At 43.6% G+C, this 18,940-nt stretch carries 17 protein-coding genes; 8 read left to right on the forward strand and 9 right to left on the reverse strand.

What is annotated here, in order from left to right:
* Positions 1-43 precede the first annotated feature (43 nt).
* The 3 genes from pheA to gyrA all read right to left on the reverse strand — a co-directional run bounded on the left by pheA (position 44) and on the right by gyrA (position 4,975).
* Positions 44-1,135, reverse strand: a complete 1,092-nt coding sequence (pheA, locus tag Q4486_RS02080; RefSeq protein ID WP_303415868.1) for a prephenate dehydratase — start codon at positions 1,133-1,135, stop codon at positions 44-46.
* A 26-nt stretch (positions 1,136-1,161) separates the two neighbouring features.
* A complete protein-coding gene (gene serC, locus Q4486_RS02085; protein ID WP_303517980.1) occupies positions 1,162-2,244 on the reverse strand; it encodes a 3-phosphoserine/phosphohydroxythreonine transaminase in 1,083 nt (360 codons plus the stop codon).
* A 103-nt stretch (positions 2,245-2,347) separates the two neighbouring features.
* Entirely contained in the window at positions 2,348-4,975 is a 2,628-nt protein-coding gene (gene gyrA, locus Q4486_RS02090; RefSeq protein WP_303517982.1) for a DNA gyrase subunit A, read from the reverse strand.
* A 205-nt stretch (positions 4,976-5,180) separates the two neighbouring features.
* On the opposite strand from gyrA, the gene ubiG reads away from it, so the two are divergent.
* The 3 genes from ubiG to Q4486_RS02105 are packed head-to-tail and all read left to right on the forward strand — an operon-like array spanning position 5,181 to position 7,362.
* The gene (gene ubiG, locus Q4486_RS02095; RefSeq protein WP_303517984.1) at positions 5,181-5,906 is read left to right on the forward strand and encodes a bifunctional 2-polyprenyl-6-hydroxyphenol methylase/3-demethylubiquinol 3-O-methyltransferase UbiG; all 726 of its coding nucleotides are present in this window, start codon (positions 5,181-5,183) and stop codon (positions 5,904-5,906) included.
* A gap of 15 nt (positions 5,907-5,921) precedes the next feature.
* Positions 5,922-6,605 (forward strand): HAD-IA family hydrolase, encoded by a 684-nt coding sequence (locus tag Q4486_RS02100; RefSeq protein ID WP_303517987.1) that lies wholly within the window; start codon positions 5,922-5,924, stop codon positions 6,603-6,605.
* A gap of 16 nt (positions 6,606-6,621) precedes the next feature.
* Complete coding sequence (locus Q4486_RS02105; RefSeq protein ID WP_303517990.1) at positions 6,622-7,362, forward strand: YciK family oxidoreductase; 741 nt, start codon at positions 6,622-6,624, stop codon at positions 7,360-7,362.
* Between the two features lie 67 nt (positions 7,363-7,429).
* On the opposite strand, the gene rluB is transcribed toward Q4486_RS02105, so the two are convergent.
* The 4 genes from rluB to Q4486_RS02125 all read right to left on the reverse strand — a co-directional run bounded on the left by rluB (position 7,430) and on the right by Q4486_RS02125 (position 10,439).
* Positions 7,430-8,260: a 23S rRNA pseudouridine(2605) synthase RluB gene (rluB, locus tag Q4486_RS02110; RefSeq protein WP_303415861.1), complete on the reverse strand. Its 831-nt coding sequence runs from the start codon at positions 8,258-8,260 to the stop codon at positions 7,430-7,432.
* Between the two features lie 163 nt (positions 8,261-8,423).
* Positions 8,424-8,816, reverse strand: coding sequence for an H-NS family nucleoid-associated regulatory protein (locus Q4486_RS02115; RefSeq protein ID WP_067867760.1), 393 nt, complete (start codon positions 8,814-8,816; stop codon positions 8,424-8,426).
* 83 nt (positions 8,817-8,899) lie between these two features.
* Positions 8,900-9,520, reverse strand: coding sequence for an L-threonylcarbamoyladenylate synthase (locus Q4486_RS02120; RefSeq protein ID WP_303415860.1), 621 nt, complete (start codon positions 9,518-9,520; stop codon positions 8,900-8,902).
* 82 nt (positions 9,521-9,602) lie between these two features.
* On the reverse strand, positions 9,603-10,439 hold the full coding sequence (locus Q4486_RS02125) for a PHP domain-containing protein (protein ID WP_303415859.1): 837 nt from the start codon (positions 10,437-10,439) through the stop codon (positions 9,603-9,605).
* A gap of 71 nt (positions 10,440-10,510) precedes the next feature.
* Between Q4486_RS02125 and Q4486_RS02130 the strand changes: the two genes are divergently transcribed.
* From Q4486_RS02130 to Q4486_RS02145, 4 genes are all read left to right on the forward strand, one after another.
* Positions 10,511-11,065, forward strand: a complete 555-nt coding sequence (locus Q4486_RS02130; protein ID WP_303415858.1) for a septation protein A — start codon at positions 10,511-10,513, stop codon at positions 11,063-11,065.
* A 10-nt stretch (positions 11,066-11,075) separates the two neighbouring features.
* Complete coding sequence (locus tag Q4486_RS02135) at positions 11,076-11,375, forward strand: YciI family protein (RefSeq protein WP_303415857.1); 300 nt, start codon at positions 11,076-11,078, stop codon at positions 11,373-11,375.
* 245 nt (positions 11,376-11,620) lie between these two features.
* Entirely contained in the window at positions 11,621-12,220 is a 600-nt protein-coding gene (locus Q4486_RS02140) for an OmpA family protein (protein ID WP_303415856.1), read from the forward strand.
* An 84-nt stretch (positions 12,221-12,304) separates the two neighbouring features.
* The gene (locus Q4486_RS02145; RefSeq protein ID WP_303517994.1) at positions 12,305-12,739 is read left to right on the forward strand and encodes a DsrE family protein; all 435 of its coding nucleotides are present in this window, start codon (positions 12,305-12,307) and stop codon (positions 12,737-12,739) included.
* A gap of 78 nt (positions 12,740-12,817) precedes the next feature.
* On the opposite strand, the gene purL is transcribed toward Q4486_RS02145, so the two are convergent.
* Positions 12,818-16,720: a phosphoribosylformylglycinamidine synthase gene (gene purL, locus Q4486_RS02150; RefSeq protein WP_303415854.1), complete on the reverse strand. Its 3,903-nt coding sequence runs from the start codon at positions 16,718-16,720 to the stop codon at positions 12,818-12,820.
* A gap of 108 nt (positions 16,721-16,828) precedes the next feature.
* Here purL and mltF point away from each other — a divergent pair, with 108 nt between their 5' ends.
* A complete protein-coding gene (gene mltF, locus Q4486_RS02155) occupies positions 16,829-18,307 on the forward strand; it encodes a membrane-bound lytic murein transglycosylase MltF (protein ID WP_303415853.1) in 1,479 nt (492 codons plus the stop codon).
* Between the two features lie 2 nt (positions 18,308-18,309).
* Here the strand turns inward: mltF and tadA are convergent, their stop codons facing one another.
* Positions 18,310-18,810, reverse strand: coding sequence for a tRNA adenosine(34) deaminase TadA (gene tadA / locus Q4486_RS02160; RefSeq protein WP_303415852.1), 501 nt, complete (start codon positions 18,808-18,810; stop codon positions 18,310-18,312).
* Positions 18,811-18,940 lie beyond the last annotated feature (130 nt).

Below are 18,940 nucleotides of genomic sequence, written 5' to 3' on the forward strand. Positions count from 1 at the left end.
AGGTACCGACCCAAAACATCATATATTGACTCATCATAACTGGCTAAAGCACAGCACTGGGGTAAGACCCTAACACTTTAAGTTCTATACTCGTTTTTATCAGATCCTGTAAAGCATTCTGTACCACTGGATCCGAGCTATGCCCAATAAAATCTATATAAAACAAAGAGTTTTTAGATGAGGAACGTGTTTCTACGCGAGTTAGACTCAAGCCATGACGCTGAAAAGGCTCTAGTAATTGATACAATGCACCGGGTGAGTCAAGTACTGAGATTAAGATGGAAGTTTTATCATCACCACTCGGCCCTACATATTGATCGCCAATAATAAGGAAGCGAGTGGAGTTATCTATTTGGTCTTCAATATTTTTGACCGCCGCTTCTAGATCATACAAATCAGCAGCCATATCACCGGCAATAGCAGCAGATCCAGCCCCCTCTTTAGCAGCTAGACGCGCCGCTTCAGCATTAGAGCTCACCGCAATTTTTTCAATATCTGGGTAGCGTACATCTAGCCAACAGCGGCTCTGAGCTAAAGATTGCTGATGGGAATAAATCTTTTTGATTCCATCAAGACTGTCGCCTCGATTCAATAACAGGTGAAGATGCACGGGCACTTCAACTTCACCGCAGATTTTAAGATCAAACTGCTTAAAAAGATCTAAAGTATGGCTAACAACACCTTCTGTCGAATTTTCAATAGGAACGACACCATAGTGGGCAGCACCTGACTGAACTTCACGGAAAACATCTTTCAGTGACTGCATAGGAAGGTTACGTGCAGAATGGCCAAAGTGTTTCATGGCTGCAAGCTGCGTAAATGTACCTTCAGGTCCGAGAAATGCGACCCGCATCGGTTCTTCCAATGCAAGACAAACAGACATAATTTCACGAAATAGTCGTGCAACCTCTTTATCAGCCAAAGGGCCTTCATTACGCTCCATCACCGCGCGCAAGACTTGGGCTTCACGTTCAGGGCGATAGAAAACAGGACTCACATCCCCCTGATATTTCTGTTTCACTTCCGCCACATTTTGCGCACAACGAGCGCGACGATTAAGCAACTCATGGAGTTGCCCATCAATGCTGTCAATCTGGTCACGGAGGATACGTAGCTCTTTTTCCTGTTCGCTCATACTCTTCTACTTATTCTGTGATGATCTTAGGCGTGTTGTTTTTCAAACTGCTGCATAAAGCTAATAAGTGCATCGACGGCTGCTTCAGGCACTGCGTTATAAATACTTGCGCGCATACCACCCACAGAACGATGACCTTGCAAATTCAATAATCCCGCCTCTTCTGCTTGCTCCAAGAACAACGCATCCAATGCATTATCAGCTAAAGTAAACGGCACATTCATCCACGACCGGTTTGCCACAGCCATAGGGTTCGCATAAAAATCGCTTCCATCAATAGCCGCATATAATTTAGCTTGCTTACGCTGGTTTGCTTTTTCCATAGCAGCAACACCACCTTGCTCTTTAAGCCATTTGAAGACCAAACCAGCAAGATACCAGCCAAAAGTTGGCGGTGTATTGCACATGGAATCAGCATCCGCATGTACTTTATAGTCAAACATTGTTGGAGTTCCGGCCACGACACTGCCAAGAAGATCTTCTCGAACAATAACAACGGTCAAACCGGCAGGACCTATATTTTTCTGTGCACCCGCATAGATCAATCCAAATTTATCCACATCCAGCTGACGGGACAATATAGTAGAAGAAAGATCAGCCACAAGAGGTACATCACCCGATTCTGGAATATAGTCATACTCCAATCCACCAATGGTTTCATTTGGCGTGTAGTGAAGGTAAGCCGCATCAGGATTAAGCTTAAGTTCGGCTTGGGTCGGTACGGCAATATTACCGTTTCCTTCACTGCTAGCTGCGATAGAAACATCACAGTAACGCGCCGCTTCTTTAATCGCTTTTTTCGACCAGATGCCGGTATTGATATAATCTGCGCTGCTTTTGCCTCTCAATAAATTCATCGGAATCATTGAGAATTGTGACGTCGCGCCACCTTGCAGAAATAACACTTTGTATGCAGAACTAATGCCCATAAGATCACGCAGATCTTGCTCCGCTTGTTCCGCCACAGATACAAACTCGTCGCTGCGGTGACTCATCTCCATAATAGAGAGTCCCTTGCCGTGCCAATCCAACAACTCTTGCTGTGCTTGTGCTAGCACTTCTTCGGGTAAACCTGCAGGTCCTGCACTGAAATTAAACTTGCGCGTCATCGATCGTTTCTCTTATACCAATATTTCTTGCTGCTATTAATAGGCGCAACAAAAAGGGTGCTATATAAAAAGTGCGACTTAAAGCCGCACTTGATTGGATAAATTACTCACTATCATCTGAGTGATTTTCCGCATCCGGCTGTAGATCAGCTGGGCTATCTGGCGATTCGTCAGAAACCTCCCCTTCGCCGAGCTCTTCCTCATCCGGTTCTTCTATACGTGCAACACTCACAAGTCGCTCATCCGTATTTACACGGATCAATGTAACCCCTTGAGTGTTTCGTCCTAGCTCAGATATGCCATCACCACCGGTACGTACCAAAGTACCGCGGTCACTGATCAACATAACATCGTCACCATCAAAGACTTGAACTGCACCTGCCAACTGACCGTTACGATCAGAACACTGCTGCGCAATCACGCCTTGACCACCACGACCTTTCACTGGGAAGTCATCTATCGCTGTCTTCTTACCAAAGCCGTTTTCTGAAGCCGTCAGTATCTTGCCACCTTCCTGTGGAATAATTAACGAGATAACTTCAACGCCATCGCCCATTCTTACACCACGTACACCACGCGCCGTACGGCCCATAGGACGAACATCATCTTCATTAAAGCGCATACTCTTGCCCGCACTTGTCATTAACATGATGTCATTGGAACCGTCGGTGATCGCAGCACCGATTAGATGATCGTCATCTAATAGATCTAAAGCGATTAGACCGCTTGAACGAGGACGTGCGAAATTGGTTAGTGCTGTTTTCTTAACCGTGCCAGAGGCTGTCGCCATAAAGATAAATTTATCTTCTTCATAAGCGCCTACCGGCAAGATCGTACTTACACGTTCACCTTCATCCAATGGCAATATATTCACAATTGGGCGGCCACGAGCGGTACGACTAGCAACTGGAATCTCAAAAACACGCAACCAATACACTTTGCCACGGTCGGTAAAGCAAAGAATGGTGTCATGAGTGTTTGCTATCAATAGATGTTCGATAAAATCTTCATCTTTAATAGCTGCAGCTGATTTACCTTTACCACCACGGCGCTGTGACTGGTAATCAGTCAATGGCTGAGTTTTCGCATAACCACCATGGGATATAGTCACAACCATATCTTCTTCAGTGATTAGATCAGCAATAGTTAGATCTTTACGTGAAGCGGTAATCTCAGTACGACGCTCATCGCCATACTCTTCAAGTACGGCTTCAAGCTCTTCGCGAATCACTTCCATCAAACGCTCATGGGAGCCTAAAATAAGTAGCAACTCAGCAATTTTATCTAATAACTCTTTATATTCAGCAATCAGCTTATCATGTTCTAAACCGGTCAAACGGTGTAGACGTAGCTCTAGAATTGCCTGTGCTTGAGCTGGTGACAAATGATAATGCCCATCACGCAAGCCATACTGCTCTTCCAAGTCATCTGGGCGGCAAGCATCTTCGCCTGCGCGCTCAAGCATCTGAATAACATCACCCGGCGCCCAAGCCATTTCGATTAACGCTTCTTTCGCTTCCGCTGGCGTAGGTGATTTCTTAATCAGCTCAATAACCGGATCGATATTAGCCAACGCAACCGCTAGGCCTTCAAGAAGATGGCCACGTTCACGGGCTTTTCTTAATAGGTACACTGTACGACGAGTAACTACCTCACGACGGTGACGCACAAAGCACTCAAGGGCGGTTTTAAGATCCAATATACGCGGTTGACCATCAACCAAGGCCACCATATTGATACCGAATACCGACTCCATTTGAGTCTGAGCAAACAAGTTATTGATAACGACTTCAGGAACTTCATTGCGTCGTAATTCAATAACAATGCGCATACCATCTTTATCAGACTCGTCACGCAGCTCAGTAATCCCTTCGATCTTTTTCTCTTTTACTAACTCAGCTATTTTTTCGATCAAACGTGCTTTGTTTAGCTGATAAGGGATCTCGGTGATAATAAGAGACGGCTTACCGTTCTTTGCATCTTCTTCGACATGATACTTAGCACGGACATAGATACGTCCACGCCCTGTGCGATAAGCTTGCAAAATGCCCGCACGACCATTAATGATGCCACCCGTCGGAAAATCGGGGCCAGGAATATATTCCATTAGCTCATCGGTCGTTAAATCGCCATTTTCTATTAATGCGATACAACCACGAACAACTTCCGACAAGTTATGCGGTGGAATATTGGTCGCCATACCAACAGCAATACCCGATGAACCATTAACAAGCAGGTTCGGGATACGTGTAGGCACAACTACTGGAATCTTTTCGGTACCGTCATAGTTATCAACAAAGTCGACGGTTTCTTTTTCAAGGTCAGCTAACAGCTCATGAGCTATCTTATCCATGCGGATTTCGGTATAACGCATCGCCGCAGCGGAGTCGCCATCAATCGAACCGAAGTTACCCTGTCCATCCACGAGGGGATAGCGCATCGAAAAGCTCTGTGCCATACGTACAATAGTATCGTAAACAGCACTATCGCCATGTGGGTGATATTTACCGATTACATCGCCTACCACACGCGCTGACTTTTTATATGCTTTATTCCAGTCATTGCCGAGTTCGTTCATAGCAAATAAAACACGACGGTGTACTGGTTTAAGACCGTCTCTTGCGTCAGGTAACGCACGGCCTACGATTACGCTCATTGCGTAATCTAGGTATGACTGCTTCAGTTCATCTTCGATGTTAACTGGCAGAATTTCTTTGACTTGATCGCCCATTCCCTATCCTTGAATCACTCTCGCAACGGAAGGTTTCCGCGGATATTTTTAACCGCAGGAGTATATCATATTTTCCACAAATGAATCCTGAAATAATAAGGGGTTATATAATTAAATATTAGAACCTGAGCATTTATTGCTATGACTATTTCTGAAGCCTCGAGGAGTGCTAGAATAAGATAAAATTCACGAACGAAAGAACGCCATGATTCAGCCAAATACAACGCCTCAACAAAATATTGACCCGGAAGAGATTGCCAAGTTCGAAGAACTCGCAAATAAGTGGTGGGATCGTAACAGCGAATTCAAACCCCTACATGATATCAACCCACTCCGTGTTGGTTTTATCGACCGTATTGCTCAACTTGCTGAAAAGAAAGTTTTAGACGTAGGCTGCGGCGGCGGCATATTATCCGAATCAATGGCACAACGAGGTGCCCATGTCACAGGCATAGATATGGGAGCCGCGCCCTTAAAAATCGCTAAACTGCATGGTTTAGAGAGCGGCGTAGATGTTAGCTACAAGCAGATAACCGTTGAAGAACTTGCTGAAGAGCAGCCTGAATCTTTTGACGTAGTAACCTGCATGGAGATGCTCGAACATGTGCCAGACCCCTCTTCCATCGTCAACGCCTGCGCAAAACTCTGCAAACCAGGCGGCACACTTTTCTTTTCTACACTCAACCGCAACCCAAAAAGTTATCTATTTGCGATTTTAGGGGCTGAAAAACTATTAAAACTAGTGCCTGATGGAACCCATGACTTCAAGAAGTTTATTCGCCCATCAGAACTAGGCTCATGGATTAGGGAAAGCGGCCTGCAAAGCACAGAGATGTGCGGCATGACCTACAACCCTCTAACAAAAACATACAGCCTTCATCCAACCGATGTGGATGTAAACTATATGATTGCAACCACTAAACCAGCCTAAGAGCCTTCTACATATATGAGCACACGACCGGCATCCGTTCTATTCGATCTTGATGGCACTTTAATTGATACAGCCCCGGACTTTCATTGGGTAATCAATCAACTCCTACGCGAAGAGAACAAAGATCCCGTCAGCTATGACTATATAAGGCATTACGTCTCTAACGGCGCACGAGCAATGGTGGGGGCAGCATTTAATTTAGATACACATGACCACGCATTTGATTATTTACACCAACGAATGTTGGAAATTTATCTAAATCACTTAGACGCAGACAGCCAGTTATTCCATGGCCTTGATGAATGTCTGACATGGTTAGAGGAAAAAAACATTCCCTGGGGCGTTGTCACCAACAAACCTAAACTCTACACCACCCCCCTTATGCAGGGACTTGGGCTATCAAAACGGGCAAGCACTGTAATCTGCCCCGATCATGTAAAAAACAAGAAACCTGACCCAGAAGCGCTATTCCTCGCATGCAATGAAATCAACTGCCCCGCAGAGAGCAGTATTTACGTTGGCGATCATATACGCGATATTGAAGCGGGAAATCGTGCAGGGATGACAACGATTGGCGCCACTTATGGCTACCTTAATGCGGACGAAGATCCTTATAAATGGCAAGCTGATCACTACATTTCCTGTGCAACTAAACTCAAGCCCCTGCTACAATCAATCTATATTGATTTAGACAGCTAATATTAGGATCAAAACTATGTTTGAGTACCAAGCACCGGATAACCTCCTACAAGACCGTATTATTTTGGTAACAGGCGCCGGTGCAGGCATCGGCCGTGTTGCAGCAAAAACATTTGCAGCGCATGGCGCAACAGTGATTTTACTGGGCCGCACACTGGAAAAGCTTGAGCAGGTGTATGATGAGATCGAAGCCGCAGGACACCCTCAACCCGCTTTAGTACCCCTCAATCTAGAAAGCGCACAAGAACACGACTACATTGAACTTACCAACACGCTAGAACAGGAGTTTGGCCGCCTTGATGGCATACTCCACAACGCAAGCTTATTAGGTGTTCGCACGCCTATCGAAAGCTATGACCCCGTTATTTGGCAACAAGTGATGCAAGTCAATCTCAATGCACCTTTCATGATGACGCAAATATTGATGCCTCTCTTAGAGCAATCGGACAATGCATCCATTGTCTTCACATCATCTAGCGTTGGCAGAAAAGCCAAGGCTTACTGGGGTGCTTATGGTGTATCAAAGTTTGCCACTGAAGGCTTAATGCAAACATTGGCCGATGAATTAGAGGCGGTAAGCAAAATCCGGACAAACTGCATAAATCCTGGAGCAACACGCACTCAAATGCGCGCAGATGCCTACCCTGCAGAAAATCCCTCCACTGTTAAATCCGCCGAAGAGATTATGCCTTTATATCTATACCTAATGGGTGCAGATAGTCTTGAAATAAATGGCCAGTCACTCGATGCACAATGATTACAGTAGCCATAAAAAAAGCAGCTTAGGCTGCTTTTTTTATGGCATAAGAATAAACTAATTAAACTTAATCTCCCTCTTGTCTTCTTGCACGCTGCTTCTTATAACGCCGATCAAATTTCTGTTTTTCCACTACGGACATCTTCGCGCCACGTCTTGGTTTCAACTCCAACATCTGAGATAAAGACTTAACCTCTTTATCTTCCATCATTTTCCATGTTCCAGCTCTAACATCACTCGGCAGAAAGACCGGCCCAAAACGCACACGCTTCAAGCGACTAACCTGAACCTCTTGCGATTCCCAAAGTCGACGCACTTCGCGGTTTTTGCCTTCCATAACCACGCAGTGATACCACTTGTTAGCCCCTTCACCATCAAAGAACTGCACATCAGTAAAACGCGCCATACCATCTTCCAGCAAAACGCCATCCGTTAAGCGTTTTAAAAGAGCATCATCAACACTTCCCAAAACACGTACAGCATACTCACGATCAATTTGAGCTGACGGATGCATTAGCGCATTCGCTAACTCACCATCGGTAGTAAACAGCAGAAGACCGGAAGTATTAATATCCAAACGACCAATAGCGATCCAACGCCCTTCCTTAAGAGGAGGAAGGTGATCAAATACTGTCGGACGACCTTCAGGGTCATGCCGCGTACAGATCTCGCCCACAGGTTTGTTGTATACCAACACCCTACGCTCAGCCTGTTTATCAAAAATAAGATTTACAATTGTTCCATCTACAGAGACTACATCACCTTCTGCAATGCGGTCTCCCAAAGTAGCAACTTGATTATTAACGGAAATTCGCCCATCTTTAATCCAACGCTCCATCTCACGACGTGAGCCTATACCGGAGCGCGCCAAAACTTTATGTATTTTTTCATCTGACATATGACGCACCTAAAAATTTATCTAAATACTTACAAACAAAATCACAAATATACACTTTAAAATAAAAGTAATTATTTATAATAAAAAACAGAAAGAATAACCAACAAAAAAGCCCTTTCAACAGAGGAAAGGGCTCTTAATTATAAAAACCACCGCAAGATAATTAAATCAGGCAATCGTCTTTAGTAAATCCTTTTTCAAAATAAGCCTGAAAAGCCAATGGTGTACGACCTCGACCAGACCATTCATGCTCAACACCTGCATCATCTACAACACGATACTTAGGCTGAACCTTCTTTTTCGGTGCTGCAACGTCACCAATCATACCCATAAGATCATTCATATCCACACCCGCATCTAACATGCTTTGGCGAATCGCTTCAATCTTCTCAAGTTTTTCCTGCTCTGCTGCCTGAATCGCTGCTTCTTCTTCACGACGATCATCCGCAATAACGGTTAAATCCGAAATTACTTTTTCTAGTTCAGCAACACTTAATTCCTGACACTGCTTACGAAGAGAATTTTTACGCGTTAATATTTTTAAAAAATCAGACATCTCTACTACTCATCGAATTAAATAACACAGAGTAATTATCTTTATAGATAATAATTAATCAAGTATTAAGAATAATATTTTATTTATGAGAAGTTAATCGTATCACCTGCCCCTTGTCGAATAACCTCTGGAACCTCTTCAACTAAATTAACAACACTTGTCGCTTCAAGACCACAATAACCACCATCTATAATAAGGTCCACTTGGTTTTGAAGCAGTTGGCGCATTTCATAAGGATCCATTAACGGCATTTCATCGCCTGGCATAATTAACGATGTACTCATAATAGGCTCACCTAAAGCTTCAGTCAGCGCCAAAGTAATAGGATGATCCGGTACTCGAATACCAATAGTTCTTCTTTTTGGATGTAAAAGACGTCTTGGTACTTCCGACGTTGCTTTTAGAATAAAAGTAAAAGCACCCGGCGTATGAGATTTTAATAATCGATAATTAGTATTTTCTACTTTTGCATAGGTACTAATTTCACTTAAATCACGACATACCAATGTAAAATTATGTTTATCATCCAACTGACGTATTCTTTTAATGCGCTCTAATGCTTTTTTATCACCGAGATGACAACCTAAAGCATAAGCACAATCTGTAGGGTAAATAACAACCCCACCTTTTTTGATAATTTCAACGGCCTGATTTATCAAACGCGATTGAGGATTTTCAGGATGGATTTGAAAAAACTGACTCACAATTTACCTAGCTAATCATTCAATAATAATATTTTTTATATTATAACTTATCTATATAAACTTACGCACCTAGCGAGCTAGGTTAATTTAACAAATAATTCAATACATGATTCTCGTCACTTTTTAAGGGTGGGTATTTCCCTAAGTCGGTCCAAGTATGACCAGGAGAGTGAAAATCACTACCGGCAGAAATCATCATATTTTTTTCCTTAGCGATTCGAAGTAACTGAAAATGATGATCTGGTGTCATACCGGGATATGAGACCTCAATTCCATCTCCCCCCGCATCAGTGAAATCATTAATCGCACCACGCAGTTTTGTAAATGTCATTTTATATTTAGTTGGGTGAGCTAAGATTGAAACACCTCCCGCATTTTTAATAACGGCTAAAGCTTCCGTAAGCGAAGGCCACTCCATTTTAACATCGCCTTTTTTACCTATACCCAAATATTTTTTAAAAGCTTGCTGCTCAGAACTCACTAGACCTTGTTCAAACATGACTTGAGCAAAATGCGGACGACCAATAACACCATCGCCACCTTTCTCTTTAGCCGCCTGATAAAGATCGGGAAGACCCATTGAGATTAGTTGATCTGCCACCTTTCTTGCGCGTGCTAATCTAAGCTCAGCAAGATTGGACAGATAGCCCTGAAGCTCTTCAGAGTCGACGTTTAACCCTAAACCGACAATATGCAAAACTCTATGATTCCAAGTGCAAGTAAACTCAACACCTGGAATCAATTGAATACCTTCCAGATCTTGATCGGTAAACTGACGAATCCCCGCCAGCGTATCATGATCAGTAATCGCTAAAATCTGTATCTGCTTTTGCTTAGCCCGCTCCAACAAAACCAGTGGCTCAAGAGACCCATCGGACGCGGTTGTATGGCAATGTAAATCGTATTTAGGCAATTCCATATTCATTCACTGTTTATATAAAGCTCCAGCAACCTTATAATCCTACTTTAACTAACTAGATCAAGGCTGCTATGAAGCTTTTATTAGATTTTTTACCAATCATTATCTTTTTTATCGTATATAAAACGACTAATGACATAATTTTAGCAACAGCGGTCCTGATACCGGCAACGCTTTTACAGATGCTATATACATGGATTCGCACACATAAGATTGAAAAAATGCAGCTGGTAACTTTAGCCTTGGTCATTATCCTCGGCGGTGCCACCGTTATTTTTCAAGATAAAACTTTTATTCAATGGAAACCAACCGTCGTAAATTGGTTGTTTGGCCTAGCATTTCTAGGTAGCCAATTTATCGGAAGCAAAACGATTATAGAGCGTCTAATGGGAAGCAACCTATCCTTGCCACATTTTGCTTGGCGAACACTTAATATTGCTTGGGTTGTTTTTTTCCTAGCAATGGGTGCACTCAACCTTTTTGTCGCCTACTCTTTCAGCGAGGAGACTTGGGTCAATTTTAAACTATTTGGCATGCTAGGTCTCACTGTGATTTTTATCATTGCTCAAGGTGTTTACCTTTCTCGCCATATTGATAACACAGAAAGCAACGATTCAAATAACTAAGGAAGTACTTGTGTATTACGCCATTATTTCAGAAGACAAAGAAAACAGCTTAGAAGACCGTCTAGCAGCACGCCCTGAGCATATACTACGACTAAAAGATTTAAACGAAGAGGGCCGATTACTTATTGCTGGCCCTCATCCAGCTATAGATAGCGAAGATCCAGGTTCTGCGGGCTTTACAGGCAGTTTAGTCGTTGCTGAGTTCCCATCATTAGCTGATGCACAGCAATGGGCAGACGCAGATCCTTACATTACAGCAGGTGTTTACAAAAAAGTTACTGTTAAGCCGTATAAAAAAGTACTACCCTAGTACATAAGAGCGCTATAATCTTAGTTACAACTATGAACTAAAGACTAAGAGTGTATCTACAAGTAGAAAAAGTAGACTTAGTTAAGTGTTGCCTTATGAGTGTATAAGTAAGCAATTAGTCCAAAGATATGACTATTTTTCTGCTATTTATCCTAGGTTAAGGTAGGAAGAGTTGTAATAACTAGATTATTTCTTATTATTATTCCTAACTACAGAATCCAAATCGTATTTCAAGGACAGCTAAAATGAAAAAATTCGCAATCGCTTCTGGCTTAGTACTCGCTATGGGCCTAGCAACTGGTGCTCAAGCTCACCCAGAGAACGCAGGCTACTGGGATGAATCAAAAACATCTACAGTATGGAAAACAGGTACTGGCGGATGCTGGCGTCATGGTTTCTGGGAAGAGTCTGATGCAATCGAAGGTTGTGAAGGCTACAAAGCCCCAATGGCAGAAGCTCCAGCACCAGCTCCAGCACCGGCACCTCAGTTAATGAGCACTGTTGAAAAACACATTGTGTATTTTGACTTTGATAGCTCTAACCCTGGTGATGTAAGCGATATTTCTAGCTATGTTAACTCTCTTAAAGAAGTAACTAGCGTGAAACTTGTTGGTCATGCTGACCGTATCGGTGCAAGTGCATATAACGATGCGCTTTCTCAGAAACGTGTAAACGCAGTTTCTGAAGCACTACAAGCAGGCGGCGTAAGCGCTTCTGCTATCAGCACTGGTTACATGGGCGAAAATGCTCCAGCTAAATCATGTGAAGGCCTACGTGGCACTAACGTTGTAGACTGCCTACGCGCTAACCGTCGTGTAGAAGTTGAGATTTCTGGTAAAAAATAAGCAGTAAAGTCAGCGTACTTTGTTGCTAAAGAGGCACCTTTTTAAAAGGTGCCTTTTTTTATAACAATAAATATAAGGCTGATCATGAGAATACTAACAAACCTTATTCCTTTCCTCTTTTTACTTATCAGCTGCCCTTCTTTTTCTGCTGAAGAGTATGCAGATCAAAAAGTCGTTTATCATATCAATTACGATGATCCGAAACGGATCTCTGCGACCTTTTCTAATATCGCCAATCATATAAACCAGCTAGGCGAAGAGCACATCACCATTAAAGCAGTTATTCACGGCCCAGCTATTAAATATTTTATTGAAGCCAGCCACGATGACGCCAAACAGATAGCTCTAGATTCTTTACGTTTAAGTAATGTTCAGTTCATTATTTGTCGCAACAGTCTAGACGGTTTCAATGTTACCCGAGAAGATCTGTATGAAGTTGAAGCTGAAGATGTTGTGCAAGCAGGCTTACCTGAAATCGTACACTTACAGCAACAGGGCTATTTTTACGTTCGTCCTTAGGGGACAAGCAATTTCCAATTTATTACGGCCACAAAAAAAGGTGGCATATGGCCACCTTTTTAATAATACAGTTAAAGCCTATCCGACCCACACTCGTGCATTTCGGAACATACGCATCCACGCACCATCTTCAGCCCACTCATCAGGCGCCCAACTATTAGTCACCGTACGGAACACACGCTCCGGATGTGGCATCATAATAGTTACACGGCCATCAGTCGTCGTTACACCAGTAATACCTGCTGGAGAACCATTTGGATTCGCTGGATAAGCTTCTGTTTGCTGACCATAGTTATCCACATAACGTAGCGCAACAGCATTCGAATCCTGCAAACCAGCTAAATGATTAGCATCTTTAAACTCAGCACGACCTTCCCCATGAGCGATAGCAATCGGCATACGAGAACCAGCCATTCCCTGTAGGAAAATAGAATCCGATTCTTGAACTTCAACCATAGCAACACGCGCTTCAAACTGCTCAGACACATTACGTACAAAATGCGGCCAAAGATCTGAACCTGGGATTAATTCATGTAAGTTAGAAAGCATCTGACAACCATTACAGATACCTAACGAGAAGGTATCTTCTCTGGTAAAGAACGTCTGGAACTGCTCACGAGCTCGCTCATTGAACAAAATCGATTTTGCCCAACCTTCGCCTGCACCTAATACATCCCCATAAGAGAAGCCACCACAAGCCACTAAACCCTTAAACTGATCCAATGCAACGCGGCCCGACAGAATATCGCTCATATGCACATCTATCGCAGCAAAACCTGCTTTATCAAATGCAGCAGCCATCTCTATCTGACCATTCACCCCTTGCTCACGGATAATAGCCATCTGTGGACGAGTACCTGTATTAATAAAGGGTGCGGCTACATCTTCATTTTGATCAAATGTTAACGAGGCATGCAAACCTGGGTTTTCTTTATCATTAATGCTGTCAAACTCTTGTTGCGCACATTCAGAGTTATCACGTAATGACTGAATCTGATAAGAGGTCTCTGCCCACCAGCGCTGCAACTGGATACGACGCTCAGAATAAATCTCTTCCTCATCAAAATGGAAGCGCAATTCATCATCTAAGTTAAGAGAACCGATCACTTGGGTAACATCACCTAGGCCCGCCGCATTCAATTCAGTCAATACAACATCAAGATCATCACGTTTAACCTGAACAACTGCACCCAACTCTTCAGAGAATAGCGCGGCGGCCAGCTCACTCTTCTCAGCAGCTAACATATCAAGGTTAATATCGAGACCTGTTCGACCTGCAAACGCCATCTCTGTCACTGTAGCAAATAAACCACCATCAGAGCGGTCATGGTAAGCCAGTAGTAAGCCCTGTTCATTCAACTCTTGAATCGCTGCAAAAAATGCAACTAGCAGTTCAGGCTGATCTACATCAGGCACCTTTTGGCCTACTTCATTATAAACTTGCGCTAAGGCAGACAAACCAATACGGTTTTGACCTTCGCCCAAATCGAGCAAAATAAGGTCTGTCTCACCTTGATCGGTACGCAATTGAGGTGTCAACGTTTTGCGCGCATCAAGCACCGGCGCAAAACCAGTTATCACTAATGACATAGGCGCTGTCACTGATTTATCTTCGCCCTCGTCATTCCATACCGTACGCATAGACATAGAGTCTTTACCAACAGGAATAGTCATCCCCAAGGCTGGGCATAACTCCATACCTACAGCTTTCACCGTATCGTAAAGCTTTTCATCTTCACCAGGATGGCCCGCAGCACACATCCAGTTTGCAGATAACTTAATATCTTTAAGCTCACCAATTCTAGCCGCGGCCATGTTAGTAACCGTTTCACCAATCGACATACGGCCTGACGCAGGAGAATCTACTAGCGCAAGTGGTGTACGCTCACCCATTGCCATAGCTTCACCCGCATAAGTATCAAACGATGCTGTAGTAACCGCACAATCAGCAACGGGAACTTGCCATGGGCCTACCATTTGATCCCGGGCAACTTGACCCGTAATCGAGCGATCTCCAATGGTGATCAAGAATGACTTAGACGCGACTGAAGGCAGTTTCATCACCCGTTCTGCAGCCTCTTTAAGATCAATCGCGCTGGTATCAAAATCAGGCACCTGATACTCAACACGCTCAACCGAACGGTGCATTTTTGGCGGCTTACCAAAAAGAACATTCATTGGTAGGTCTACTGGGTTATTCTCAAAATGAGTATCACCTAACGTCAGGTGCATCTCTTCTGTCGCTTCACCTACAATCGCATACGGACAACGCTCACGCTGACAGATCGCCTCAAAACGAGCTAAATCTGTTGGCGCAACGGCCATCACATAACGCTCTTGCGCTTCGTTACACCAGATAGCCAATGGCGACATGCCTGGCTCATCATTGTTGATATTACGTAACCCAAACTTACCGCCACGATTGCCGTCTTTTACCAGTTCAGGAAATGCATTTGATAAACCGCCGGCTCCTACATCATGAATAAATGCGATCGGGTTTTCATCACCCTGCTGCCAGCATTGATCTATCACCTCCTGACAACGGCGCTCTAATTCTGGGTTATCACGCTGAACCGATGCAAAATCTAAATCAGCGGAAGAGGTACCAGACGACATAGATGAGGCAGCACCGCCACCTAAACCAATCTGCATAGCGGGGCCGCCTAAGCAGATAAGCTTGGCGCCGACAGGAATCTCGCCTTTTTCAACATGGCTATCACGAATATTACCTAAGCCACCGGCAATCATAATCGGTTTATGGTAACCACGGACCTCTTCACCCGCTGCACCATTTACTTTCTGCTCAAATGTACGGAAATAACCGGTTAAGGCTGGACGACCAAATTCGTTATTAAATGCCGCTCCACCTATAGGACCTTCCAACATAATATCGAGTGGCGTAACGATACGGTCAGGTTTGCCGTATTTTGATTCCCAAGGCTGTTCAAAACCTGGGATATTAAGATCGGAAACTGTAAACCCTGTCAGACCCGCTTTAGGTTTAGAGCCTTTACCTGTCGCACCTTCATCACGAATCTCACCGCCAGAACCTGTTGCAGCACCGGAGTGAGGTGCAATCGCTGTCGGGTGGTTATGTGTTTCTACTTTCATCAGGATCTGAATATCTTCCTGATTATATGCGTATTCTTTACCCTCTGGCGTTGGGAAAAAACGCCCAGCTTTACTACCTGCCATAACGGCTGCATTGTCTTTATAAGCTGACAATACATTTTCACCGCCCAACTCATTGGTATTACGAATCATCGCAAACAACGATTTATCTTGAGCTTCGCCATCGATATCCCAAGAGGCATTGAAAATTTTATGACGGCAATGCTCTGAGTTTGCTTGCGCAAACATCATTAGTTCAACATCGGTTGGATTACGTTTGAGCTCTATAAAGCTATCAACTAAATAATCAATTTCATCATCTGCCAATGCTAAGCCAAGTTCAGCGTTTGCTGTAACTAAAGCGTCACGACCACCCGACAAAATATCGACAACAGTTAAAGGCTTAGGTGACTCCTCTATAAATAACGAGGCCGCATCATCTATACTAGGTAGAACAGCTTCAACCATTCGGTCAAATAGTTCTGATTTTACTAAATCAAAATCAGTGTCCGAAAGGTCTGAAGATGTACTGACATAATAAGCAATACCGCGCTCTAAACGTTTAACTGAGGTTAAACCACAGTTATGCGCTATGTCAGTTGCTTTAGATGACCAAGGCGATATTGTGCCTGGACGAGGCACTACCAGAAACAGTTTACCGGAAGGATCTTGAGCCTCCGCTTTAGGTCCATAACGCAAAATACGTTCAAGTACTTGCTGCTGATTTTCCGATAATGCTTGTGACTGATCGGAAAAATGCATAAATTCAGCATACAAGCCAGTAACGGCAGGAACCTTTGACTGAATACCAGATAGTAACTTTTCATGACGAAAAGCAGAAAGAGCAGGTGCTCCGCGCAGTGCCAGCATCTCTAATAGAGCCTCTTGATAGCTGCCGATTGTGGGCAGTAGTTACAGGAGAAAGATAGGTTGTGAATTTTACCGAAACAGTTCGTTGGATACCAGAAAAGCAGCAGTATGTTTGATATTAGTCGTAAAAAAGATGCAGTACAGGCACTGGTTATTTTTTTAATGTTCTGTATTCCGGTACTTTTGAGCTGGAATAGCAAAACTCAACTAGGTGCCATCATAGAATCGGGTAGTCTAAAACTAGTAACCCGGAACTCCCCTAGTACCTATTTCATTGAAAAAGGGGAACCCGCTGGCTTTGAATATGACTTAGCTAAAGCTTACGCTGAACATCTAGGTATAAAATTAGAACTCATTTTACCTGAGAGTTTTAGCGCTATTTTTTCAACCATGAAAGCACGCAACGGTCATATTGCCGGTGCGATGCTAACAGTCACTGATGATAGAGAAAAAGCCTTCGAATTTTCAGCGCCCTTTCTCACGACCACGGCTGCCGTCGTTTACCGCACAACAAAAGGGATCAAAGCCCCCAAAGATTTAAACGACTTAGTTGCTAGAGATAAAACAATCTTAGTGCTGGCAAATAGCAGCCACGCCGAACTTCTCGCACGATTACAAACAACGCACCCTACACTCAAATGGAAAGAGAGCAGCGAACACTCTGCCGTCGAGTTACTCGAGAAACTACACAATAAAGAGATCGACTATACCGTTGTAGACAGCATCACATTTGATGCTCAGAAATCATTCTTTCCCGGACTTAACAAAGCATTTGATCTAAATGACCCTCAAGACCTTGCGTGGATACTCAATCCTCACAATGACCAAAGCCTTAAAAGTTCAGTTAATCGCTTTATGGCTCTTGATTCCACACAGCAATTGATCAAAAAACTCAAAAAGAAATATTTTAATCGTTTCAACCCTCTTAACTTCTACGATACAGCCTCCTTTAAAGAGGATATGGAAGAGCGTTTCCCCAAAATTGAACAATATTTCTATATGGCTGAGCAAGAAACTGATATTGATTGGCAGCTACTCGCCGCTATTGCCTATCAAGAATCCCATTGGAATCCAGAGGCAGTATCCCCTACAGGAGTTAAAGGGATCATGATGCTCACCAATGACGCCGCATCAGAAGTCGATGTAACCGACCGAACCGATCCTCAACAAAGCATTATTGGTGGCGCTCACTATCTCGTCAGCGTAATGAATAAAATCCCTGACCGAATCAAACAGCCGGACCACACTTGGTTTGCTCTAGCCGGCTACAACATTGGTTATGGCCACTTAGAAGACGCGCGTGTACTCACCAGCCGGGCAGGCCTAAATCCAGATAAATGGGACGATGTGAAACAACACCTACCACTCTTAACAAAAGAAAAATACTTCAACACTGTGCGTTATGGTTACGCACGTGGCTATGAGCCCGTTCATTACGTCAGTAATATTAGAAAATATATGAAGCTCTTACGCTGGGAGATCCAAGTTCGCCAAGCTAAACGTCAAAGCGAAGAAGCGGATATGGATCCAGACCATCCAAGCTGGGATGAAGCGACTGTCGTGGAAGATATTTTACCTTCACTATAGCGCTAACCCGTGTTTCTACTTAATTTTTCCGCTTTTTTCTCTTCGCGGCGGCGCTGAAAAAAGGCACTTATTTTTTGACGGCACGTATCCGCTAAAACACCAGACGTCACCTCTACATTATGATTAATCCAAGGCTGCCGAAATAATTGGCAGTTACTATCAACAACACCCGCTTTATCTTCACTAGCCCCATATATCACACGACTTATCCGTGCATGCACAATAGCACCCGCACACATGGTACAAGGTTCAATTGTCACATAGAGCTCTGCCCCCACTAAACGATAATTACCTACCCGTGCAGCAGCATCCCGCAACGCCATAATTTCAGCATGAGCCGTAGGATCATGACCACTAATGGGGTGATTCCAACCCTCTCCTATAACCTCACCATTTAAGACGACTACCGCTCCCACCGGAACTTCACCCGCATTTTCGGCATGATCAGCTAATGCTAATGCCTCATGCATCCATAACTGATCTTGCTCTGCACGCTCACTCATTCCTATGACCACCTTAACCTTATCTACGTAAAAACCTAACTTATTCTAAACAAGCTAAGGCTATCTTTTCATTATAGAAACAAACCGACTGACTCAGCCAGTCATCAGCCAAGTCAATCTCTCACAAACC

Source organism: Neptuniibacter sp. 2_MG-2023 (assembly GCF_030547495.1).
In the GTDB taxonomy this organism is placed as follows: Bacteria; Pseudomonadota; Gammaproteobacteria; order Pseudomonadales; family Balneatricaceae; genus Neptuniibacter.